23 protein-coding genes are annotated in these 22642 nt (G+C 69.9%); 6 read left to right on the top strand and 17 right to left on the bottom strand.

Annotation, left to right across the window (positions count from 1 at the left end; all coding sequences use genetic code 11):
* Nucleotides 1-48 precede the first annotated feature (48 nt).
* The 12 genes from ACAM52_RS17630 to ACAM52_RS17575 all read right to left on the bottom strand — a co-directional run bounded on the left by ACAM52_RS17630 (nt 49) and on the right by ACAM52_RS17575 (nt 13158).
* Nucleotides 49-1968: a molybdopterin biosynthesis protein gene (locus ACAM52_RS17630; protein ID WP_369644138.1), complete on the bottom strand. Its 1920-nt coding sequence runs from the start codon at nt 1966-1968 to the stop codon at nt 49-51.
* Nucleotides 1965-3218, bottom strand: coding sequence for a gephyrin-like molybdotransferase Glp (glp, locus tag ACAM52_RS17625; protein WP_369644137.1), 1254 nt, complete (start codon nt 3216-3218; stop codon nt 1965-1967). Before glp ends, ACAM52_RS17630 begins: the two co-directional genes overlap by 4 nt.
* A 152-nt stretch (nt 3219-3370) precedes the next feature.
* Nucleotides 3371-3760: a hypothetical protein gene (locus tag ACAM52_RS17620; RefSeq protein WP_095744480.1), complete on the bottom strand. Its 390-nt coding sequence runs from the start codon at nt 3758-3760 to the stop codon at nt 3371-3373.
* The gene (locus tag ACAM52_RS17615) at nt 3757-5013 is read right to left on the bottom strand and encodes a formate dehydrogenase subunit gamma (protein ID WP_070059794.1); all 1257 of its coding nucleotides are present in this window, start codon (nt 5011-5013) and stop codon (nt 3757-3759) included. Before ACAM52_RS17615 ends, ACAM52_RS17620 begins: the two co-directional genes overlap by 4 nt.
* Nucleotides 5014-5025: 12 nt before the next feature.
* Nucleotides 5026-5277, bottom strand: a complete 252-nt coding sequence (locus tag ACAM52_RS17610) for a hypothetical protein (RefSeq protein ID WP_082817975.1) — start codon at nt 5275-5277, stop codon at nt 5026-5028.
* A complete protein-coding gene (gene fdh3B / locus ACAM52_RS17605) occupies nt 5274-5894 on the bottom strand; it encodes a formate dehydrogenase FDH3 subunit beta (protein WP_062470938.1) in 621 nt (206 codons plus the stop codon). Before fdh3B ends, ACAM52_RS17610 begins: the two co-directional genes overlap by 4 nt.
* 9 nt (nt 5895-5903) lie before the next feature.
* Nucleotides 5904-8879, bottom strand: coding sequence for a formate dehydrogenase subunit alpha (locus tag ACAM52_RS17600; RefSeq protein WP_369644136.1), 2976 nt, complete (start codon nt 8877-8879; stop codon nt 5904-5906).
* 9 nt (nt 8880-8888) lie between these two features.
* Nucleotides 8889-9113 (bottom strand): formate dehydrogenase, encoded by a 225-nt coding sequence (locus tag ACAM52_RS17595; protein WP_159277703.1) that lies wholly within the window; start codon nt 9111-9113, stop codon nt 8889-8891.
* Between the two features lie 198 nt (nt 9114-9311).
* Nucleotides 9312-9929 (bottom strand): molecular chaperone, encoded by a 618-nt coding sequence (locus ACAM52_RS17590; protein ID WP_369644135.1) that lies wholly within the window; start codon nt 9927-9929, stop codon nt 9312-9314.
* Nucleotides 9926-12004: a 4Fe-4S binding protein gene (locus ACAM52_RS17585; protein ID WP_369647747.1), complete on the bottom strand. Its 2079-nt coding sequence runs from the start codon at nt 12002-12004 to the stop codon at nt 9926-9928. The genes ACAM52_RS17590 and ACAM52_RS17585 overlap by 4 nt, the downstream gene beginning before the upstream one ends.
* Nucleotides 11964-12575, bottom strand: a complete 612-nt coding sequence (locus ACAM52_RS17580) for a DUF3306 domain-containing protein (RefSeq protein ID WP_369644134.1) — start codon at nt 12573-12575, stop codon at nt 11964-11966. Before ACAM52_RS17580 ends, ACAM52_RS17585 begins: the two co-directional genes overlap by 41 nt.
* A complete protein-coding gene (locus ACAM52_RS17575) occupies nt 12568-13158 on the bottom strand; it encodes a DUF3305 domain-containing protein (protein WP_159275132.1) in 591 nt (196 codons plus the stop codon). The genes ACAM52_RS17580 and ACAM52_RS17575 overlap by 8 nt, the downstream gene beginning before the upstream one ends.
* 82 nt (nt 13159-13240) lie before the next feature.
* On the opposite strand from ACAM52_RS17575, the gene ACAM52_RS17570 reads away from it, so the two are divergent.
* A complete protein-coding gene (locus tag ACAM52_RS17570; protein WP_369644133.1) occupies nt 13241-14152 on the top strand; it encodes a formate dehydrogenase accessory sulfurtransferase FdhD in 912 nt (303 codons plus the stop codon).
* A gap of 13 nt (nt 14153-14165) precedes the next feature.
* On the opposite strand, the gene ACAM52_RS17565 is transcribed toward ACAM52_RS17570, so the two are convergent.
* The gene (locus ACAM52_RS17565; protein ID WP_369644132.1) at nt 14166-15188 is read right to left on the bottom strand and encodes an alpha/beta fold hydrolase; all 1023 of its coding nucleotides are present in this window, start codon (nt 15186-15188) and stop codon (nt 14166-14168) included.
* A gap of 369 nt (nt 15189-15557) precedes the next feature.
* Complete coding sequence (locus tag ACAM52_RS17560; protein WP_062470956.1) at nt 15558-16298, bottom strand: response regulator; 741 nt, start codon at nt 16296-16298, stop codon at nt 15558-15560.
* A gap of 193 nt (nt 16299-16491) precedes the next feature.
* Between ACAM52_RS17560 and ACAM52_RS17555 the strand changes: the two genes are divergently transcribed.
* Genes ACAM52_RS17555 through ACAM52_RS17545 form a run of 3 tightly spaced genes read left to right on the top strand, consistent with a single transcriptional unit; the run spans nt 16492 to nt 20121 of the window.
* The gene (locus ACAM52_RS17555; RefSeq protein ID WP_307589588.1) at nt 16492-16911 is read left to right on the top strand and encodes an organic hydroperoxide resistance protein; all 420 of its coding nucleotides are present in this window, start codon (nt 16492-16494) and stop codon (nt 16909-16911) included.
* A gap of 52 nt (nt 16912-16963) precedes the next feature.
* Nucleotides 16964-18328: an ATP-binding protein gene (locus tag ACAM52_RS17550; protein WP_369644131.1), complete on the top strand. Its 1365-nt coding sequence runs from the start codon at nt 16964-16966 to the stop codon at nt 18326-18328.
* A gap of 26 nt (nt 18329-18354) precedes the next feature.
* Nucleotides 18355-20121: a cytochrome c biogenesis protein DipZ gene (locus tag ACAM52_RS17545; protein WP_369644130.1), complete on the top strand. Its 1767-nt coding sequence runs from the start codon at nt 18355-18357 to the stop codon at nt 20119-20121.
* A gap of 12 nt (nt 20122-20133) precedes the next feature.
* Here the strand turns inward: ACAM52_RS17545 and ACAM52_RS17540 are convergent, their stop codons facing one another.
* From ACAM52_RS17540 to ACAM52_RS17530, 3 genes are read right to left on the bottom strand one after another with little or no spacing between them, the layout of a single operon-like run.
* Nucleotides 20134-20385: a hypothetical protein gene (locus tag ACAM52_RS17540; RefSeq protein WP_062479609.1), complete on the bottom strand. Its 252-nt coding sequence runs from the start codon at nt 20383-20385 to the stop codon at nt 20134-20136.
* Between the two features lie 12 nt (nt 20386-20397).
* Entirely contained in the window at nt 20398-20643 is a 246-nt protein-coding gene (locus tag ACAM52_RS17535) for a hypothetical protein (protein WP_369644129.1), read from the bottom strand.
* A 9-nt stretch (nt 20644-20652) separates the two neighbouring features.
* Nucleotides 20653-20814: a hypothetical protein gene (locus ACAM52_RS17530; RefSeq protein WP_169805078.1), complete on the bottom strand. Its 162-nt coding sequence runs from the start codon at nt 20812-20814 to the stop codon at nt 20653-20655.
* Nucleotides 20815-21018: 204 nt separating this feature from the next.
* Here ACAM52_RS17530 and ACAM52_RS17525 point away from each other — a divergent pair, with 204 nt between their 5' ends.
* Entirely contained in the window at nt 21019-21969 is a 951-nt protein-coding gene (locus ACAM52_RS17525; protein WP_369644128.1) for a LysR family transcriptional regulator, read from the top strand.
* A gap of 157 nt (nt 21970-22126) precedes the next feature.
* Entirely contained in the window at nt 22127-22636 is a 510-nt protein-coding gene (locus ACAM52_RS17520) for a hydroxyquinol 1,2-dioxygenase (protein ID WP_369644127.1), read from the top strand.
* Nucleotides 22637-22642: the final 6 nt, after the last annotated feature.

Genomic DNA, 22642 nt, shown 5'->3' with positions numbered 1-22642 from the left:
CGTCATCGTGTCAGTCCTCGAGAGTGAAAGAAAGAAGCGGTTCGGCCATCAGGCTGCGGCGTCGACGCGAAAGCCCAGCCGGCCCAGCGCCTCGCGCGCCGCGGCCGATTGCAGCAACGCAATGAAGGCCTGCACCGGCGCGCGCCCAAGCCGTGCCTGGGGCACCACGAAGTCGTAGCGTTCCTCCTGCACGGGAATGAAGCCCAGCCCGTACTGCCGCGCGACCGTGTCGATGGCCAGGCCCCAGTCGGCGCGCTGCTGCGCCACGGCCACCGCCACCGCGTTGTGCGACTTGGTCTGCACGCCGTAGCCGGGCGGCTGCGCGCCGCCGAGCAGGCGGTCGATGAGGATGCGCGTGCCGCTGCCGGCGTTGCGGTTGACCATGGTGCAGCCGGGGCGCGCGGTCGCGGCCGCGATGGCCGCGGCGGCGTCCAGGCCCTCGAAGCGCGTGTCGCCCGGGCGATGGACCACGCCCTGCATGCGGCCGTAGCCCGTCACCAGTTCGAGGCCCGGCGTGAGCAGCGGCCGGTTGTAGACGCCCGTTGCCGGGTCCATCAGGTGGATGCCGGCCACGTCGCATTCGCCGCGCTTGGCGGCCATCAGCCCGCCGGTGCTGCCCACGTTCATGGCCTTGATGCGGATGCCCTGGCGCATCAGCTCGCCGGCCAGCCAGTCCAGGCCCACGCAATGGCTGCCGATGAAGATCAGGTCGGCGGCGTCCAGCCCCTGGCCCAGCAGCTGCACCTGCACGGGGGCGCCGGCATCGACGATCTCGGTGTGCTGGCCGATGGTGATGAAGCCGTCGGCGCTGCTGAAGGTGGTGACCGAGCCCGAGCCCTTGCCCATCGGGTAGGCGGCCACGCCGTCGTCGGTGGGCACCAGGCCCACCAGCAGGTACTCGGTGCGGCCGCGCTCGGAGTTCACGCGCATCGGCAGCGTGGCCGCCACGTGCGCGTGCCGCTGCGGCGGCCGGCCCGCGAAGGCGCGGATCACGGGCGCGAGGAACTCGTGGAAGGTGAAGACCGCTGAGGTCGGAAAGCCCGGCAGGATCACGACCGGCTTGCCGCCCGTGACCGCCAGGCACACCGGCTTGCCGGGCTTGAGCGCCACGCCGTGCGCCACCACGCCCGGGTCGCCGAGGGCGGCCACCACGCGGTACGACAGGTCGCCTTCGCCCTTGGACGTGCCGCCCGAGAAGACCACGGCGTCGCATTCCAGCCCGCGTGCGAGCGCGGCCGACAGCAGCGCCTCGTCGTCGGGGATCACGCCCAGGCGCACCGGCTCGCCGCCCAGTTCCTCGACCGCGGCGCCGATGATGGCGGCGTTGGAGTCGTACACCGCGCCCGTGGGCAGCGGCGCACCGGGCGCGACGATCTCGTTGCCGGTGGAGAAGATGGCCACGCGCGGCTTGCGCCACACGGCGACCTCGGCCAGGCCCAGCGCGGCGAGCACGCCGATCTCGCGCGAGCTCAGCACCTGGCCGGCGCGCAGCACGGTCTCGCCGCGTGCGATGTCGGTGCCGGCGTAGCTGACGTTCTCGCCGGCCGTGGCTGCGCGGCGCACCTGCACGTTGCCGTCGTCGAGGTCGGTGTGTTCCACCATCACCACCGCGTCGGCGCCGCGCGGCAGCATGCCGCCGGTGGCGATCGCCGTGGCGTGGCCGGGCGTCACTTCGCGCCGCGGCACGATGCCGGGTGCGAGCGTCTCGCCCACGAGGGCCAGCGCGCGGACCTGTTCTTCCATCGCGCCCCAGGTGTCGGCGGCCTGCACGGCAAAGCCGTCGACGTTGGAGCGGTCGAAGCCGGGCACGTCGATGGCGGCCACCGCGTCGTCGGCGAGCACCCGGCCCAGCGCCGCGTGCAGGGGAACGGTCTCGCGGCCCAGCGGCGCGAGGCTCAGGTGTTCGCGGAAGCGGCGCTCGGCCTCGTCCCGCGTGACGACATCGAGAAATTGCGATTGGGCTTTCACAGGCACTCGTACAGATGAACAGTGACGTCGGTCCCGGGCCCGAAGCCTTCGCTTTCGGCGGGGGCGATCACGAAGCCGTCGGCGCGCGTGGTCGAGCTCAGCACCGAGGCGCCCGAGAGCGCGAGCGGCTCCACGCCGTCGGCGCCGATCTTCACGCGCACGTAGTCGACGCGCCCCACCTGCGAGACGATCTTGCGCGCCACGGTGGCGCGCGTGCGCGGGTAGGGCCAGTCGGCGGGCCGGCCGCCGAGCAGGCGGATCGCGCGCCCGGCAAAGAAGTCGTAGGCGCACAGGCAGGAGACGGGGTTGCCCGGCAGCAGGAACACCAGCGTGTCGCCGATGCGCCCCATGCCGGCCGGGCTGGAAGGTCGCATCGCGATGCCGTGGATCGCCAGCTCGCCGAGTTCGGCCAGCAGGCGCGGCGCGTGGTCCTCGGCGCCCACGCTGGAGCCGCCGGAGATGAGCACCACGTCGGCACCGGGAGCGGCCATTGCCTGCGCGATGATTTGCGGGTCGTCGCCCAGGCGCTGGTGCGACGCGAGCAGGCCGCCGTCGCGCGCCACGAGGCCGCGCAAGGTCACGGAGTTGGCGTCGTAGATCTCGCTCGGGCCCTTGGGCGTGCCGGGCGCGCGCACCTCGTTGCCGGTGACGAGCAGCCGCACGCGCGGCCGGCGCACCACCTGCAACTGCGCCAGGCCCAGCGACGCCACCAGCCCCGCGTCCTGCGGGCGCAGGCGACGGCCCGCGGGCAGCGCCGTGCTGCCGCGCGCGATGTCCTCGCCGACATGGCCCACGTGCTGGCCCGGCGCGACGGCGCGCGTGATGGCCAGGCGCCCGTCCTGCTCGCTCGCGTACTCGGCGGGCACCACGGCATCGAGCCCGCACGGCACCGGGGCGCCGGTCATGATGCGGATGGCGGCGCCCGCGGGCACCTCGCCTTCGAAGGGGCGCCCGGGCCAGGCGTGGCCCGCGATCGGAAATTCGAGCGGGTTGTATTCGCCGGCCCCCGTGGTCTCGCCGCCGCGCAGCGCATAGCCGTCCATGGCCGCGCGGTCGAACTCGGGCACCGCGATGGGCGCGATCACCTCCTGCAGCAGCACCCGCCCCGTGGCCTCGTCGACGGCCACGGATTCACCGGGCAGCAAGGGCGTGTGGGCATCGATCCAGGCGAGGGCGGTGGGCACCTCGGCGCGTTGCGTGAAGCCGCGCATACGCACATCGGTCGAGGCGGTTCGTTCGGGTGTGGGCATCGGGGCCAGTATAGAAGTTGGAGGTCGCCGGCGTGGTCGGGCATGGCACCCGACAGCCATGCGCAAAGGCGGCTGTGCCGGACCTTGCCGGTGGGCCATTTGCGGTCGTTTTTTCTTCAGCCGCGTCCGCGCACGCGCGGTGCGTCGCCGGCTTACTTCTTGGGTGCGGGATTCGTCTGTGCCGAGGTCTGGTTCGAACTCGGTGGCGACGCGGCCGTGGGGGCCGGGGAGTGGGCGCCCGATGCCTCGATGGGCTTGGTTTCAACCTTGGGGGCGGCGGCGTAAGGCCCCGGGTCCACGCAGGGCGGCGTGGCCACCGCGGCCGGTGCCGGCTTGCCGGCGGCCTGCGCGCTCGCGCGGTACTTGGCGGCGACCTGGTCCTGTGACTTGCACAGCAGGTAGCCGTCGGTCTTGGCGCTCCACGCGGTGCGGGCCGCGGCCTCGGCGGCCTTGGCCTGCGCTTCCGGCGTGGGCGGGGGGAGCTTGGCGACAGCGGAGGTCGCAGCGAGTGCGCACAGGAGAAGGGTCAGCGTGTGCTTCATGCGGAGGTTCCTTGCTGCGCCGTCGCCGGCCGTGCGGGCTCGGGTGCGCCGGCCGGTTGCGAGCGCTGCGCGGGGATCTTGCCGGCCTGGATGTCGTCGTACCAGAGCTTGTGGTGCTCGCGCGCCCAGGCCTCGTCGACATAGCCTTCGCGCATCGCCTTGTAGGCGCCGTCCATGCCCAGCGTGCCGATGTAGATGTGGCCCATGATCATCGCCATCATGAGCAGCGTGGCCACCGCATGCACCATGTGCGCGACCTGCATCTCGCCGCGCGTGTAGACGAAGCCGGGCAGCAGCTTGTCCAGGAACAGGCCCGAGGCGATGACGATGCTGCCCAGGAACAGCACGCCGCCCCAGAACACCGCCTTCTCGCCGGCGTTGAAGCGGTGCGACGCGGGCTCCTTGCCGCCGAACAGGCCGCCGCCGTGCCGCAGCCAGGTGAAGTCGTCCTTGCTCGGCCAGTTGCTGCGGATGAAGGTGAAGATCATGAACAGCGTGGTCACCACGAACAGCGGCCCCACGAAGTTGTGCACCGTCTTGAGCACGTAGGCGAGCCAGCCGAACAGCGTGCTGCCCAGCACCGGCAGCAGGAAGAACTTGCCGAAGGCCATCACGATGCCCGAGATCGCGAGCGTGACGAAGGCCAGCGCGTTCGACCAGTGCGTGGCGCGCTCGAAGGGCGTGAAGCGCTCGATCTTGCGGCCGGTTTCGGTGCCGTGCAGGCGGATCGGCCCGCGCGTGAAATAGAAGATGGCCAGCGCCAGCAGCGTCACGAAGAGCAGCGCCGCGCCGTACGGAATGATCCAGTCGTTGCGCACCTGCCGCCAGGCCTCGCCCGCGTTGGTGAAGCGCGAACCCGGGTACTGCACGAAGCGCTGGATCAGGTTGCCGGCCTCGGGCGCCTGGCTCACCGGCAGGCTGCTGTAGCCGGTGACGCCGCCGCTCACCTGGCGCCACATCGGCGCGTTGTTGCCGGGCTGCACCTTGTTGCGCTCGCCGTTGGTCTGGTTGAGGTAGTTGGGATCGGCGCTGGCCTCGGGCTTGACGTCGAAGATGTTCTGGCTGCGGATGCCGCCCTCGGCCTTCGGTGCTGCAGCCGTGGCTGCGGCAGGCGAAGCAGGGGCGGGCGCCGCGGTCACGGCGCCGCTCGCGGCCGGGGTGGCCTCCTGGGCCGGCGCCACCGCCGCCCAGCCCAGGAGCGTGGTCGCCAGCAGCGCGTGGAACGCGTGCCTGGTGCGAATGGTGACGCTCATGCGGCCTCCGGTTCAGTTTTCTCGGGTGTACTCGTTCTGGCCGTTGGAGCGCGTCTTGATCTGCTGCTCCCACGCCGTCTTGTCGCCCACCTTCCAGCCGGGCGCGGTGAAGGCGGTGCCGGTGTTGGCCTGCGTGCCCGTGCCGCTCCAGGGCACCGCGTCGTGCTTGACGCCCTCGGCGTTCGTCTGCGGCTTCTCGCTGCAGGCCGCCAGCAGCATCGCGCCCGAAGCGAGCGCGACGAGCATCACGACCGCGCGCTTCACTTGGTGCCTCCGGTGGGCGGCGTGCCGGCCTGCTGCGAGCCGTAGGCCGTGCCCCAGCCCCAGACCTCGGCGCCCGTGCCGCGGTGCACGACGCGGGTGCGGAAGATGTCGGCCACCACGTCGCCGTCGCCGGCCAGCAGCGCCTTGGTCGAGCACATCTCGGCGCAGGCCGGCAGCTTGCCTTCGGCCAGGCGGTTGCGGCCGTACTTCTCGAACTCGGCTTCGGAGCCGTTGGCTTCGGGGCCGCCGGCGCAGAAGGTGCATTTGTCCATCTTGCCGCGCGCACCGAAGGTGCCCTGCGAGGGGAACTGCGGCGCGCCGAAGGGGCAGGCGTACGAGCAGTAGCCGCAGCCGATGCACACGTCCTTGTCGTGCAGCACCACGCCTTCGTCGGTGCGGTAGAAGCATTGCACGGGGCACACCGCCATGCAGGGCGCGTCGGAGCAGTGCATGCAGGCCACCGAGATCGATTTCTCGCCCGGCAGGCCGTCATTGAGCGTGACCACGCGGCGGCGATTCACGCCCCAGGGCACCTCGTTCTCGTTCTTGCAGGCCGTGACGCAGCCGTTGCACTCGATGCAGCGCTCGGAATCGCAGACGAACTTCATTCTTGCCATGGTGATTCCTTATGCTTTCTCGATGTTGCAGACCGTGGTCTTGGTCTCTTGCATCATGGTGACGCTGTCGTAGCCGTAGGTGGTGGCGGTGTTGATGGCCTCGCCGCGCACGATGGGCGCCGCGCCCTTCGGGTAGTAGGCCAGCAGGTCTTCGCCCTGCCAGCGGCCCGAGAAGTGGAAGGGCATGAACACCGTGTCGGGCCCCACGCGCTCGGTTACGAGGGCCTGCACGTTGAGCTTGGCGCCCGTGGGCGTGTGCACCCAGGCGCGCTCGCCGTTGCGGATGTTCTTCTCGGCCGCCACCTTCGGGTTGATCTCGATGAACATCTCCTGCTGCAGCTCGGCCAGCCAGGGGTTGGAGCGGGTTTCCTCGCCGCCGCCCTCGTACTCCACGAGCCGACCCGAGGTCATGATGTAGGGGAACTTCTCGGCGATCTTGTCGGCGATGTTCTTCTGCTGCACCGTCTTGTAGAGCGTGGGCATGCGCCAGAAGGCCATCTTGTCGTCGTGCGTCGGGTACTTGGCGACGAGGTCGGGGCGCGTGCCGTAGATCGGCTCGCGGTGCTGCGGGATCGCATCGGGAAAGTTCCACACCACCGCGCGCGCCTTGGCGTTGCCGAAGGGGTGGCAGCCGTGGTTCTTCATGAACACGCGGATCATGCCGCCCGAGCTGTCGGTCTTCCAGTTCTTGCCTTCGGCCTTGGGCTTCTCGGCCTCGGTGAGTTCGTCCCACCAGCCGAGCTTCTTGAGCAGCAGGTGATCGAGCTCGGGGTAGCCGGTGGTGATGTCGGCGCCCAGCGAGTGGGAGCCGTCCTCGGCCAGCAGGTTCTTGCCGTTGCGCTCCACGCCGAAGTTCGCGCGGAAGTTGCCGCCGCCGTCCATCACGTGCTTGGACGGGTCGTACAGGTTCGGCGAGCCGGGGTGCTTGAGCTCGGGCGTGCCGTAGCAGGGCCAGGGCAGGCCGAAGTAGTCGCCCGAGATGTCGTAGCCGTTGACCTTGTCCTTGACCGCCCCCTTGGCCCGCAGCGTGCGCACGTCGAAGGCGGCCATGTTGCGCATGTGCGCCTGCAGCCGCTCGGGACTCTGGCCCGAGTAGCCGACGGCCCAGCAGCACTTGTTGATCTCGCGCAGGATGTCGTCGGGCACGGGCTCGTCCATGCCCTTGACCTTCTGCATCTTGTAGTTCTTGCTGAGCTCCTTGCCGAAGCCCAGGCGGTCGGCGAACTGCTGCATGATCATGTGGTCGGTGCGGCTTTCCCACAGCGGCTCGATGACCTTCTCGCGCCACTGGATCGAGCGGTTCGACGCCGTCACCGAGCCGCTGGTCTCGAACTGCGTGCACGCGGGCAGCAGGTACACCGCGCGGTTCGCGTTGGCGTCCTCGGGCCGGCCCGGCATCGCGGCCATGGCGGCCGTGGCCGAGGGGTACGGGTCGACCACGACCAGCAGGTCCAGCTTGTCCATGGCCCGCTTCATCTCGAGGCCGCGCGTCTGCGAGTTGGGCGCATGGCCCCAGTAGAAGACGCCGCGCAGGTTCGAGTCCTGGTCGATGAGCTCGTTCTTCTCGAGCACGCCGTCGATCCAGCGCGACACCGTGATGCCGGGCTTGCTCATCATCGCGGGCGAGGCGAAGCGGCCCTTGATCCATTCGAAGTCCACGCCCCAGGTGGCGGCGAAGTGCTTCCACGAGCCTTCGACCAGGCCGTAGTAGCCCGGCAGCGAATCGGGGTTGGGGCCGACGTCGGTCGCGCCCTGCACGTTGTCGTGGCCGCGGAAGATGTTGGTGCCGCCGCCCGAGGTGCCCACGTTGCCCAGCGCCAGCTGCAGGATGCACGAGGCCCGCACGATGGCGTTGCCGATGCTGTGCTGCGTCTGGCCCATGCACCACACCACGGTGCCGGGGCGGTGCTCGTGCAGCATGGTCGCGACCTTCAGCACCTGCGCCTCGCTCACGCCGCAGGCCTCCTCGACCTTGTCGGGCGTCCACTTGCTCATGACTTCCGCGCGCACTTCTTCCATGCCGTAGACGCGGTCGTTGAGGTAGCGCTTGTCTTCCCAGCCGTTCTTGAAGATGTGGTGCAGGATGCCGAACAGGAAAGCGATGTCCGAGCCCGAGCGGATGCGCACGTACTCGTGGGCCTTGGCCGCCGTGCGCGTGAAGCGCGGGTCGACCACGATCATCTTGCAGCCGTTTTCCTTGGCATGCAGCATGTGCAGCATGCTCACGGGGTGCGCCTCGGCCGCGTTCGAGCCGATGTACATCGCGATCTTCGCGTTGCGCATGTCGTTGTACGAATTGGTCATGGCGCCGTAGCCCCATGTATTCGCCACGCCCGCGACCGTGGTCGAGTGGCAGATGCGCGCCTGGTGGTCGCAGTTGTTGCTGCCGAAGAAGCTCACGAACTTGCGCAGCAGGTAGGCCTGCTCGTTGCTGTGCTTGCTCGAGCCGATCCAGTAGATCGCGTCGGGGCCGCTGGCCTTGGTGAGTTCCTTCAGCTTGGCGGTGATCTCGTCGAGCGCGGTGTCCCAGCTGATGCGCTCATACTTGCCGTTCACGAGCTTCATCGGGTAGCGCAGGCGGTACTCGCCGTGGCCGTGCTCGCGCAGTGCCGCGCCCTTGGCGCAGTGGGCGCCCAGGTTGATGGGCGAGTCGAACACGGGCTCCTGCCGCACCCATACGCCGTTCTCGACCACGGCGTCGGACGCGCAGCCGACCGAGCAGTGCGAGCACACGGTGCGCTTCACTTCGATCTTGCCGGCGCCGATGGCCGTGGGCCGGCCGTCGGCGGCCTTGGCCTTCTGGATCAGCGTGAGCTGGCTGGCCGCCAGGCCCACGCCGACGCCGAGGCCGGAGCGCCGCAGGAAGGCGCGCCGGTCCATGGTCGGCAGGGCGTTCGCGAGGCCGCGCCGCAGGCTGCGAACGAAGGGCGACGCGTCGGAGGCCCGCGAGCTCGCGGTGCCTGGGGATTTTCTGGTCAGAAGCACGGGGTCTCCTCAGGCTGACGTGGTGGCGTAGTAACGCTTGACGTGTTCGCTCAGGGAATAGCCGCCGCCGTTTTCGGGCGGGGGCGGCAAAGAGGGGGCGACGACGGCGACGGGTGTCTCGGCCATGTTTGGCAGCGACGTGACGGCCACCGCGGCGGCGCCGGCGGTGGCGGCACCGATGAAGAATCCGCGGCGGGAGGCCGGCTTGATGCCGGTGTTTTGGCTGTCCTGCATATTGACTCCAGGAGTGGCTGGGCGCGACGAGAGAGGGGAAACCCGGTCGGCCTTGTGGATACTAGACCAGCAACAAGGTGTGAGCAACCTGAATACCCCTCGCATTCGTTCGCCTCAGAAGGTGTGAATGAATCCGGCGTGGCCGAGGGGGCGCGTCTGGGCGGGATGAGCGGACATGGCGGGTTCGTTCACACCTTCTCAGTCCAGCATGTCGAAGGCCTGCGCCTCGACGTCGCCGAACGCGCGCGTGAAGGCGGCGAGCGCCGCGTAGAACCGCGCCTTCGGATGCTGCAACACAGCATCGCACAAGGCGGGCAGCCACGGCTGGACGTGTCTGGAGAACATCGCCTGTTGCTGCGTGAGGTTGGCCACCGCCACGTCCTCGCCGGCGATCAGGTAGCGCATGACCTCGAACAGGCAGGCGATGTGGTCCTCGGTCTCGTAGGTGGTCTCGGTGCGCGCCAGGCCCAGCTTGTCCAGGTCGTGGCGCAGCTGCACGAGCGGCTTGTCGTTGAGAAAGCCGCTCAGGTAGTGCGAACCGAAGAGAAAGACCTCGGGCTTGCCGATGCCGCCGAAGAGCGCGTCGTATTCCTCGTGCGCGGCGGCCGCGTCGGTGTCGCGCGCGATGCCGACCAGCTGGCGCCACGGTTCTTCCAGGAAGGCGCCCGCGGCCGGCGCCTCGGTGGGCGCGACCTGGAAGGCTTCCAGCAGTTCGGCATCGGGCGCGGCGTACCACAGGCGCGCGAGCAGGCCGTAGAGCTCGGCCCGGGCCACCTCCTCGTCGAGCGCGGACGTGGCGGGAAAGGTCTGGCTCATAGCGGGGCGATCTTCACTTCGTTGGTGGCGCTGTACAGGTCGATGACGCGGCAGTCGCTGCACATCTTGAGGCGCTCCAGCGCCTCGCCCTGGAACATGGCGTGCCCGGCCAGCTTGCCGAGCATGGCCTCGATGGCTTTTTGCGTGCCGAAGGGCTTGCTGCAGCGGATGCAGGCCCAGGGCTTGGCCTCGTTCAGCAGCACCTGCTGCTTGCGCTCGGGCGCGGCCAGCAGGCGCGGCACGAGCGAGACGGCATCCTCGGGGCAGGTGGTTTCGCACAGGCCGCACTGCACGCAGTTCTTCTCGATGAAGCGCAGTTGCGGCGCGCTCTGGCTGTCCAGCAGCGCGCCCGACGGGCAGGCGCTGACGCAGGCCAGGCACAGCGTGCACTTGTCCTTGTCGACCGCGACGGCGCCCAGCGGCGAGCCCGCCGGCAGCGCGAACGCCAGCGGGGCCTCGGCGGGTGCCTGCAGGGCCGGGGCCGCGCCCATCAGGTGGTCCAGCGCCATCTCGAGCCGGTCGCGCTTGTCGGCGCCGACGGCGAAGCGGGCGGCCGTGGCCGGCACGCGCTGCGTGGTCGTGCGCAGGCCGGCCAGCGCTGCGTCCAGCGCGGCGGGCGAATCGGCCTCGATCACGTGGAAGTGCGTGCCGGTGTAGCCCAGGCCGAGCAGCAGCGCCTGCGCGACGTCCCGCTGTTGCTTGAGCGCCGCGAGGTACTGCGGCGCCTCTTCGCCGGTGCACAGCACGGCGACCTGCGAAGCGCCGAAGGCGACGGCGCTCAGCCACAGGTCGATGCCGGTGCTGGCCGCGTGAAAGAGGTCGACCGGCATCACGCGCGCCGGCACGCCCTGCGCCTTGCCCAGCTGCGCCTGCCGCCCGAGCTGCTCGAGCAGCGCCTGGCCGCCTTCCTGGCTGTGCAGCAGCAGCGCGGCATCGCGCCCGCCCGCCGAGGCATAGGTGCTGAGCAGCTTGCGCAGCTTCAGGCCCTGGTCGGGCGCGCGCGGGTAGGTGTAGCCCAGCGCGCCCGTCGGGCACACCGTGGTGCAGGCGCCGCAGCCGACGCACAGGTTCGGGTTGACCACGATGCGCTGGCGCTGCGGGTCGCTGCTCACGGCATGGGCCGAGCACACCTCGACGCACGCGTTGCAGCCGACCACCTCGTTGCGGCTGTGGGCGCACAGCTTCTGCTTGTAGTCGAAGAACTTGGGCTTCTCGAATTCGCCCACCAGCTCGCGCAGGCGCAGCAGCGTCTGCAGGCCCTCGGCCTGCGCGACGCCGCCGGGCAGGTGGAAGTAGCCCTGCGGCGGCGCGTGCCAGTCGATCTGCGGCGCGGCGCCGAGGTCGAGCACGAGGTCGAAGGCCGCGTCGAGCGCCTGCGGCTCGCGGCTGAAATTGATGGCGCCGGCCACGCTGCAGGCGCGCTCGCAGTCGCGGTGCGAGGTGCAGCGCGCGTTGTCGATCTGGTAGTCCAGCCCGATGGCCTGCTCGGGGCAGGCGACCACGCAGGCATTGCAGCGGGTGCACAGGTCGAGGTCGATCGCGTTGTCGCGCGTCCAGCGCAGCGTGAAGGCGCCGAGCCAGCCGGTGAGCGCATCGATGCGCCCGGCGATCACCGGCCAGCGGCGCGCCTGGGCGCCACCGTCTGCACCGGGGCCCTGCGCGAGCAGGGTGACGTCGAGCGTGTCACCGACCAGCGCCGCGGCGCGCTCGGCCGCGTCGAGCGCGCCGATGATCAGCAGCCGGCCCTGGCTGGTGTAGCTCACGGTCGAGACAGGGTCGGGCTCGGGCAGGCTGGCCGCGGCCAGCAGCGCGGCAATCTTCGGCATCGCGCTTTTCGCGTCGCGGCTCCAGCCGCCCGTCTCGCGGATGTTGATGAAGCGGATCGGCGAGGTGGCGCCGGGCGTCTGCGTGGCGAGCTCGCCGAACAGCCGTTTTTCCTGGGTGCAGGCGACCACGACGTCGTCGCCGGACTGGATGGCGCGCTGGAAGGAGGTCGCCTCGCGGCGGCACAGCGACGAATGCAGCGGGAGGGTTTCAGCCAGTGCCGCGCCGAGCGTCTTCGGCTCGAGCGGCATCGTCTGGTTGCAGTCGCAAATCAGCGTGGTGGTCATCGGTTTCTTGGCTGGCGGGTTGCATCGCGGCAACCGGCGGGCTGGGAAGCGTTTCGGAACCCTGGGACTGTGCCACGTCCGACGTTTCGGCGTCGTCGGGGGTTTCCGGGGGAATGTCTTCGGGGTCTTCGTCGAAGAGCTTGAGGAACTTGGCGCTGGCCATCTGGCGCAGCACGCTCTCGGGCACCGGGGTGGACTGGGAGTAGTCGTCGACGTAGGTGTCCAGGCCGTCCATCACATTGAAATGCGGATCGGCAAAGAGCTTGCGGAAGGCCGCGTTCTTGACCTCGGGCGCGACCTCCTTCGTGAGGAAGGGCTTGAAGTCGGAGCCGATGTCGAGCGCGTCCACGTCCGCGAGCGTCAGCGGCGGCGCGGTGTCCTGCTCGCCTTCGGGTGCGGGGGCTTCGGCGAGAGGGGCGGGCGCCGGCACCGCAACAGGTTCCACGGCCGGCAGGGTCTTTTCTTCCACGACGCCCTCGGCCGCGCGCACCTCCTGCTTGCGGCGCGACCAGCGTCCCAGGAAACCCTCAGACATCGCCCGCACCCCGTCCGCGCTTTTTCTCGGTCGTCACGCTCGCGGCGTTGCCGAAGCGATCGACCAGCGAGCGGAAGCTCTCGGGCCGGCGGCGGCGCTTGGGCTCGACCACGTAGTGTTCGTCGACGAAGGCGCGCACCCAGTCGACCACCTCCGCCGGCGCCGGCACCTGTTCCACGGTTTCCTGCGCATCGAGCCAGCGGCCGGCCTCGTAGTAGCTGAGCGTGACCACGACCGGGCGCGGAATGGGTTCCGTGGAAAGCGTCGGTTCCTCGTCCATGCGCCACAGCACGAACCAGCACGGGGTCGGCGTGATCGCGTTGAGGTGGTAGCCCTCGGCCTCGTCGCGGTACAGCTCGACCTGGAAGCCGGGGTGCAGCCAGTGCTGCTCGCCGTCGTCGTCGCGCAGGAGGCGCGGTTCGGTGCCGAAGCCGGGCTCGTCGGGCAGCACGCTGTCGAGCGTCCAGCGCCAGGGCTGCCAGTGGCTCGAGGGGCCGTGCAGGCGTTCGCGGCGCATGACCACCGCGACGTCGAGCGTCGGGCGGCCCGTGGGCGCGGTCGCGGGAGTGTCCGAAGAAGGCATGAACGAACCATAGCCGATGGCGCGCCCGTTCGCGAGCAGTACCCCTTCGCGCTCCGCTCGCAGCGGTGGCGTAGGATTCCGCATGGCCCCACGTGAAGACGACGCAGAAGACGAGACACCGCTGGCTTTCGATGCGGTCCCGCTGCCCCGGCGCGCGGGTGCGCCGCGCCTGAACCCGGCGCGCGGCCCGCTGCTGCGCCGCATCGAGATCGTCGACCAGCACGGCGAGCGCCGCGACATCGACATCCCGGCGGAGCGGCCGTTGACCGTCTTCGTCGACAAGCGCGAACTCGTGACGCTGATGACCCTGGGCGCCGCGCCCGAGCTGCTGGTGCTGGGCTACCTGCTCAACCAGGACCTGGTGCGGCGCGCCGACGAGGTCGAGAGCATCGACGTCGACTGGAGCGTGGAGGCGGCCGCCGTGAAGACCCACCGCGGCATCGCGAACCTCGCCGAAAAGACCGCGCACCGGGTCGTGACCACCGGCTGCGGACAAGGCACCGTCTTCGGCGACGCCATGGCGCAGATCGGCGCCGTGCGGCTGCCGGCCGCGCAGTCGGCACGCATCGCGCAGGGCACGCTGGCGCGCATCCTCGAACAGATGAAATCGCGCAACAGCGTGCACCGGCACGCCGGGTCGGTGCACGGGTGCGCGCTGTTCCGCGGCACCGAGATGCTGGTGTTCGCGGAAGACGTCGGACGGCACAACGCCATCGACACCATCGCCGGCTGGATGGCGGTGCATGGCGTCGACGGCGGCGACAAGGTCTTCTACACCACGGGCCGCCTGACGAGCGAGATGGTGATGAAGTCGGCCCACATGGGCGTGCCGATCGTTGTCTCGCGCAACGGCGTCACCGCGATGGGGCACGAGCTGGCCACCCAGCTCGGCATGACCTTGTTCGGCCGCGCGGCCAACCGCCACTTCCTGTGCTACTGCGGCTTCGAGCGCTTCGACGCCGAACCGTTGGCGCAGGCGCTCACCGCCGACTGAGGGCTCGCGCGGCTTAGCCGCGCGCCACGTCGATCACCGCCTTCGCGAACGCCTCGGGCGCCTCCTGCGGCAGGTTGTGGCCGATGCCGCCGCTGACCAGCCGGTGCTCGTAGCGCCCCGAGAACTTCTTCGCATACGCGCTGGGTTCCGGGTGCGGCGCGCCGTTGGCGTCGCCTTCGAGCGTGATGGTCGGCACATCGATCACCGGCGCCTGGGCGAGCCGGTTCTCCAGCGCCTGGTACTTCGCCTCGCCCTCGGCCAGGCCGAGGCGCCAGCGGTAGTTGTGCACCGTGATCGCCACGTGGTCGGGGTTCTCGAAGGCGACGGCGCTGCGTTCGAAGGTGGCGGCGTCGAAGTTCCACTTCGGCGAGGCGAGCTGCCAGATGAGTTTGGCGAAGTCGTGGCGGTTCTTCTCGTAGCCCGCGCGGCCGCGTTCGGTCGCGAAGTAGTACTGGTACCACCACTGCAGCTCGGCCTGCGGCGGCAGCGGCGCCTTGCCGGCCTCCTGGCTGCCGATGAGGTAGCCGCTGACCGACACCAGCGCCTTCACGCGCTCGGGCCACAGCGCGGCCATGATGCACGCGGTGCGCGCGCCCCAGTCGCAGCCGGCCACGGTGGCGACGGGGATCTTCAGCGCGTCCATCAGCGCAATGATGTCGACGGCCACCGCCGACTGCTGCCCGTTGCGCGGCGTGTCGGCCGACAGGAAGCGGGTGGTGCCGTAGCCGCGCAGGTACGGCACGATCACGCGAAAGCCCGCGGCGGCCAGCTGCGGCGCGACGTCGACGAACATGTGGATGTCGTAGGGCCAGCCGTGCAGAAGGATCACCGGCGCGCCGTCGGCCGGGCCGGCCTCGTAGTAGCCGATGCGCAGGCTGCCGGCGTCGATGCTCTTGAGGGGTTCGAGGCGACGGGCGCCGCCTGTGGCGGCGGATTGGGCGAAGGCGGGAACGATCGATGTGAGCTGCGTGGCGGCGAGGCCGAGCGCGGCCTTGCCGAGGAACGCGCGGCGTGGCAGCGAGGGGGAGGCGGTCATGGAAATCTCCTGGGATGCGAAGGGGGGACGGCGCGATTGTTCGGGGGGAAACCCACCTGCTGATCGGCTTGTGTATGCCTCTGTATCCGCGCCGGTTCCGGCCACACTAAATTTCAAACGCAGGCGCGCGAAGGCACCTCGACGAAACGTGGTGTGTCGATGTCGGGCCGGGATACACAGGCATACGCAATGCCCGTTGCGCGGCGCGCGGGCGGCCAACAATCCGCCCGTCATCCACTCATTGCCCGAAGGAAATCCCCATGACGCGCCCTCGCGGATTCAAGAAGCTCTGGTTCGCGCTGCTGTTCTTCGCGGGCGGGCTCGCGCACGAGGCGCGCCACCCGACCCAGTGCCAGAGCGTGGCGTCGGTCAGTCTCTCGCTTCGACCGCCGAAGCGAGCACGTAGCCTTCGCTGCGCACGGTCTTGATGTAGCGCGGCTCGCGCGCGTCGTCGCGCAGGCGCTGGCGCAGCCGGCTCACGAGCAGGTCGATGGAGCGCTCGAAGAGCTCGGCTTCGCGCCCCTGCGTCAGGCTCAGCAGCTGGTCGCGGCTGAGCACCTTCTGCGGGTGGTCCAGGAACACGCGCAGCAGCCGATACTCGGCGCCGCTCAGCGCCACCATCACGCCGGCGTCGTCGATCAGGTGGCGCGCCACCGTGTCGACCTGCCACTCGCCGAACCCCAGCTTCTGCGAGGGCTCGACGGTGCCCATGTTGGGCGGCAGCATGCGCGTGCGCCGCATCACGGCGCGGATGCGCGCCAGCAGCTCGCGCGCGGAAAAGGGTTTGGCCAGGTAGTCGTCGGCGCCCATCTCCAGGCCCAGGATGCGGTCGGCTTCCTCGCTGCGCGCGGTCAGCATGAGGATGGGCGTGGCCTTGTACTTGCCGGTGCGCAGGTCGCGGCACAGCGTGAGCCCGTCTTCGCCGGGCAGCATCAGGTCCAGGATGATCAGGTCGAAGGGCCCCGACGCCTCGAGCGCGGCGCGCATGTGGCGCCCGGTGGGCACCGCGACCACGCGCAGGCCGTTCTTCACCAGGTAGGTGGTGAGCAGTTCGCGGATGTCCCGGTCGTCGTCGACGATGAGGATGTGGTCGGAGGTCTTGGGCGTCATGGCAGGAGAGGCATTGGCGGCACGGCGCCGCAGCCGCAATGTAGCGTTCCGGCGGCGTGCCGGGGGTGGCCGTGGAAACGTAGTGTGTGGATGTACGGGCCAGATACACAGGCATACAGAAGGCGATCCGGCAGGGGGTGGGCGGCCCAACAATCCGTGCGTTTTCCAACCACCCTGCATTCAAGGAACCTTCATGACCCGCATCGACAAAGTCCTCTACACCGGCAAGACCCGCACCTCCTCGGGAGGCCGCGACGGCGAGGCGCGCAGCTCCGATGGCCGCCTGGACATCAAGCTCTCGTCGCCCGGCAGTGCCGGCACCGGCACCAACCCCGAGCAGCTGTTCGCGGCCGGCTGGTCGGCCTGCTTCATCGGCGCGATGGGCAAGGCGGCCGGCAAGATGAAGGTCGCGCTGCCGCCCGACCTGGCCGTCGATGCCGAGGTCGACCTGGGCACCGCCGGCGGCGAATACTTTCTGCAGGCGCGCCTGAACGTGAGCCTGCCGGGCCTGGACCGCGAGGTGGCGCAGGCCCTCACCGAGGCCGCGCACCAGACCTGCCCTTATTCCAAGGCGACCCGAGGCAACATCGACGTTGCCATCCACCTGGTGTGAGCCCGCTGCGCCGATGACGCATCGCCACGCCGCCTGACTGAAGAAGCTGTTCATGTCCACTTCCGCGAATCCCGTTGCGAATCCGACCGGTAGTGCGCCGCGCTGGCGCCGGCTGCTGCCCGGCTCGCTGTTCTCCCGCGTGACGCTGATCATCGTGGTGGGCCTGGCGATCGCGCAGCTGCTCACCTTCGCGGCGATCCGCTACGAGCGGAACATGGCGCTTCGCGAGCTGATGATGATCGGCATCGAGCGCGACATCGCGAGCTCGGTCGCCATCCTCGACCGGCTCCCCGCGGCGGAGCGCGCCGGCTGGCTCGACCGGCTGGAACGGCGCAACTACCGCTTCGTGCTGGGCGGCAATGCGCAGGGCAGCGCGCCCCGCTCGGAGGCTTCGCAGCAGTTTGCCGCGGCCATCGTCGACGCGATGCGCCCGTTCCCGGTCGTCAAGGTCGGCGAGGTGGCCTGGCCGCCCGAAGGCCTGCAGATCGAGGTGCGGCTGGGCGACGGCTCGTCCGTGGTCGTGCACGCCATGCGCGTGGGCATGCCGGTGTCGGGCTGGGTGATGTGGCTGCTGGTGGGCCAGCTGCTGGTGCTGGCCGTGTGCGCCTGGGTCGCGGTGCGGCTGGTGACGCGGCCGCTCGCGCAGCTGTCCGCCGCGGCCGACCAGCTCGGCCCTGATCTGAAAGGCCGCACGCTGGCGGAAGAGGGCCCGACCGAAGTGGCGCACGCGGCGCGCGCCTTCAACGCGATGCAGCAGCGCATCGCGGGCTATATGGCGGAGCGCGTCGAAATCCTGGCGGCCATCTCGCACGACCTGCAGACGCCCATCACGCGGATGCGCCTGCGCACCGACCTGATGGACGACACGCACGACCGCGAGAAATTCCGCCAGGACCTGGACGCCATGAACGCGCTGGTGCGCGAAGGCGTGACCTATGCGCGCACGCTGCACGGCGCCACCGAGCCGCCGCTGCGCATCGACGCCGACGCGCTGTTCGAGAGCATGGTGGCCGACTACGAAGACGTGGGCCAGCAGGTGCGGCTCGACGGCCGGGCCGGCGCGCCGATCGTGAGCCGCCCGAATGCGCTGCGCCGCATCCTGATGAACCTGATCGACAACGCACTGAAGTTCGGCTCCGACGTGACGCTGCGCGTGCAAACCGACGGCGAGGGCGGCCGCCTCGTGGTGAGCGTGCTCGACAACGGCCCGGGCATTCCCCCCGACGAGCTCGACGCGGTGCTCAAGCCCTTTTACCGCGTCGAAAGCTCGCGCAACCGCAGCACCGGCGGCACCGGCCTGGGCCTGGCCATCGCGCACCAGCTGGCCATGGCGATGGGCGCGGAGCTCACGCTGCACAACCGACCCGAAGGCGGGCTCGAGGCGCGGCTGGCCTTGGCCACCGCGCCCGCCCGCTGAACCCGACCCCCATCTTTCACATCCCCATGCTCATCCTCTTCATCGCCTACCTGGGCGGGGTGCTCACGATCCTGAGCCCCTGCATCCTGCCGGTGCTGCCCTTCGTGTTCGCACGCGCCGACCGGCCCTTCCGCTCGCACGGCCTGCCGATGCTCGTGGGCATGGCGCTGGCCTTCGCCGTGGTCGCCACGCTGGCCGCGGTGGGCGGCGGCTGGATCGTCACGCTCAACGAATACGGGCGCTACGCGGCCATGGCCTTGCTCGCGCTGTTCGGTGCGACGCTGCTGTTCCCGCGCGTGGCCGAGCGCCTGAGCCGGTCGCTGGTGGCGCTGGGCCAGCGCATGTCCCGCACGTCTGATGAGCCGCAGGCCTCGGTGTTCTCGCCGCTGTGGCTCGGCGTGGGCACGGGCCTGCTCTGGGCACCGTGCGCGGGGCCGATCCTCGGGCTGATCCTGACGGGCGCGGCGCTCAACGGCGCGAGCGTCGGCACTTCGCTGCTGCTGCTCGCGTATGCGACCGGCGCGTGCACCTCGCTCGCGGTGGCGCTGCTGTCCGGCGGCCGGCTGCTGTCGGCGCTGAAGCGCACGCTGCCGACCGGCGACGGGGTGCGGCGCCTCGCCGGTGCCGCGGTGCTCGCCGGCGTGGGCGCCATCGCGCTGGGGCTGGACACCGGCTGGCTCGCGCGCCTGTCGCTGGGCACCACGTCGGCGTTGGAGCAGGCGCTGGTGGACACGTTGCGCCAAGACGCGCCGCAGGCACAGCGCGCAGACACTGGCTTCGTGCGCGTCGCGGACACCCGCCCGGTGCCCGCGCGCGATCTTCGCGTCGAGGGCCGCCTGCCGTCGCTGGCCGGCGCGACCGAGTGGATCAACTCGGCGCCGCTCACGCCCGAGGCCTTGCGCGGCAAGGTGGTGCTGGTCGACTTCTGGACCTACTCGTGCATCAACTGCCTGCGCACGCTGCCCTACGTGCGTGCCTGGGCCGAGAAGTACAGGGACGCGGGCCTGGTCGTCCTGGGCGTGCATGCGCCGGAGTTCGCGTTCGAGAAGAACCCGGCCAACGTGCGCAAGGCTGTGAAAGACCTGGGCATCGGGTTCCCGGTGGCGCTGGACAACGACTTTTCGATCTGGCGCGGCTTCGACAACCAGGCCTGGCCGGCGTTCTATTTCGTCGATGCGCAGGGGCGCATCCGTCATCACCAGTTCGGCGAGAACCGCTACGACAAGGCCGAGCAGGTGATCCAGCAACTGCTGGCCGAGGCCGGGCAGGCGCAGGTCGCCGCCGGGCTGGTGGCGCCGCAGGGGCAGGGCACCCAGGCCGCACCCGGCGCCGAACCGGCGCAGTCCGGCGAAACCTACCTGGGCCATGCGCGGGCGCACGGTTTCGCGTCGCCCGGCGGCATCGCGCGCGACCGTGCGAAGGCCTACGAACCCATGGCTTCCTCATTGCGCACCAACCAGTGGTCGCTGGGCGGCGACTGGACGGTGGAGGGCGAGCGGGCCGTGCTGAACCAGGCCCACGGTCGCATCGCCTACCGCTTCAAGGCGCGCGACCTGCACCTCGTGCTCGGGCCGATGGCCGACGGCAAGCCGGTGCGTTTCACGGTGCGGGTCGACGGCCAGCCGCCGCTGGCGGACCACGGCGCCGACACCGATGCCCAGGGCCACGGCGTGGTCGATGCGCAGAAGCTGTACCAGCTGGTGCGGCAGTCGGCGGGCAGCGGCAGGGAGCGGCTGTTCGAGATCGAGTTTCTCGACGCCGGCGCGCAGGCCTACGCGTTCACTTTCGGTTGAGCGGCGAGCCGGTCAGGGCGTCAGGCCCGCCGCGTTGACGGCCCGGCAGGTGTCGACCTCCTGGCGCGTGGGCAGCACGAAGCAGCGTGCGTCCGCCTCGCGGGCGACGGCTTCGCGCAGCTGGCGTTCCTGCGCGGTTTCCACCTGCAGCTCGACCAGCCACTTCATGAGCAGTGCCATCACGATCAGCAGCACCACGGAGGCCGCCAGCAGGGTCGTGCGCCAGCTCTGGACGCGGAAGACGGAGGCGTTGGAAGTACTCATCGCGTGCGGCCCTCAGCTCGACAGCTGCGGAAAGATCCAGATGCTCATGCCGAGCACCACGCCCGCGCCCAGCGACATGGCTGCCGCGGTCGCGAACAGGCAGGCCACGAGCAGGCTCGGCACGACCACCGACATGCTCAGGAAGGCGATGGCGACGAGCACATAGGCCAGCACGGGCATCAGGGCGATGTAGGCCGGCCGCGCGGTGCCGGTCGGCAGTTCGTCGGGCGTCATGTCACGCAGGAACGGGTTCAGCATGGCGGGCGATCAGCAGTTGCCCTTCTTGGCCTGGCCCGGCGGGCAGAAGTTGCCGCCCTTGTGCGCCGGCCCGGGCTCCGCGCGCGGCGGCGGCGCGTGGTGGTGCACGCAGGCGCTCATGAGAACGGATGCCGCCAGCGCGAGCATCACGGTGATCGTGGATTTGGTCATGGGAACTCCCTGCTTCGATTTCTTGTGCACCCGGGGTGCTTCGGGGCAGGACAATAGTTGCCGTATTAACAATCTCACAGGGAAATGCTCACATTTGTGGGCGAATTGAGAAGGGTGCGGTCAATCTCCGAGCGGGATTGCGCAGTACTTCACACCCGTGCGGCCGACCGGCCGCCGCCGCGCAACCGCTACATTGCATGCCCCATGGACCGCCTCGAGAACATAGAGACCTTCGTGCGGGTCGCACAGACCCAGAGCTTTGCCGAAGCCGCGCGCCAGCTGCGGGTGTCGAAATCGGTGGTGACCAGCCGCGTGAAGCAGCTCGAGGACCACGTCGGCGCGCCGCTGTTCCACCGCAGCACGCGCGTGGTCCGGCTCAGCGACGTGGGGCAGGCCTTCCTGCGCGACTGCGTCGAGCTGGTCGGCCGGGCCAACGACATCATGGACCAGATGCGCGACGCCAAGGACGGGCCCACCGGCACGCTGCGCGTGCATGCGCTCACGGGCTTCGTGCTGGGGCATTTCGCGACGCTGCTGCGCGCTTTCCAGGTGAGCTTTCCGGACATCCACCTGGAGCTCATCGTGAGCGACGCGGTGGTCGACCCGGTGAAGGCGGGCGTCGATTGCGCGCTGCAGATCTTTCCGGCGGCATCGACCGAGCTGGTGTCGCGCCCGCTGTTCCCGGTGCGCCGCGTGTTCTGCGCCACGCCCGAGTACCTGCGCGCGCATGGCCGGCCCACGAGCCCGCGCGAGCTGCACAAGCACACGCTCGGCTTGTACTCGGGCTACCCCACGCGCGACCGCTGGACCTTCCATCATGCCGGCGAGCAGGTCACGCTGTACATGAGCGCGGCGCTGCTCACCAACAGCGTCCACCTGCTGCGCGAGTACGCCATGGAGCACGCCGGCATCGTCTGCCTGCCGACGCTGGTGGCCGGCGAGGCGATCCTGCGCGGCGACCTGGAGGTGGTGCTGCCGGCGCACCAGCTGTCATCGTTTTCGCTCAGCGCGGTGTACGCGGGCACCTCGCGCAATGCCTTCAAGCTGCGCCTGTTCATCGAGCACCTGACCCAGGCGTTCTCGAAGGTGCCGCCGTGGGACGCCGCCATGATCGAGCGCGGCCTGCTGCCGCCGGGCCTGATCTGGGACGCCTGACGCGAACGTGGTCCGTTCCGGGGTAAACCCTGTGCATTGAACGGATTTGCCGAACAATGCGGCCCGCGTTTCGGGCCTACCGCTCACGCCCCCCGTTTCCTACAGTGCACACATCGCAGCCACCACGCTGCACCGTCCGGCACCTCAGGAGACACCCATGACCGTCGCATACCAGACCCGCTTCGGGTCCCTCAAGCACTTCGAGAAAGGCCACGTCGAGCCCATCGACGACGACGTGCGCCACTACGCGTTCTCCAACTGCTTCGAGATCGCCAGCATCAGCCAGCCCTACGAGAAGGTCGTGTTCGGCCAGAACCAGATCTACGTGCTGGAAACGCTGCGCGCCGAAGGCACCTCGCCCTGGTTCACCTGCGCCCACGACGAGTTCGCGCTGGTGATGGACGGCGAAATCGAGGTGCACCTCGTGCAGCTCGATGCGGCCCAGGCCGTGGCCGACACCGAGAAGAACGGCGCGGTGCGCGTGAAGGGCGAGCCGCAGGGCAAGAAGATGGGCTGGATGAAGCTCTCGCGCGGCCACCAGGGCCTGCTGCCGAAGAACACCGCCTATCAGTTCCGCGTGGCCGGCGACCCCGGCGTGATCGTGCTGCAGACCTGCAAAGGCGACCTCTCGGTGGAGAAGTGGGCCGACATCTGCCAGACGCACTGAACAAGC

The sequence above is a fragment of the Variovorax sp. V118 genome, from assembly GCF_041154445.1.
Classification (GTDB): Bacteria; Pseudomonadota; Gammaproteobacteria; order Burkholderiales; family Burkholderiaceae_C; genus Variovorax; species Variovorax boronicumulans.
The sequence above is the reverse complement of the archived record's forward strand: the minus strand, read 5'-3'. Positions and strand labels throughout refer to the sequence as shown.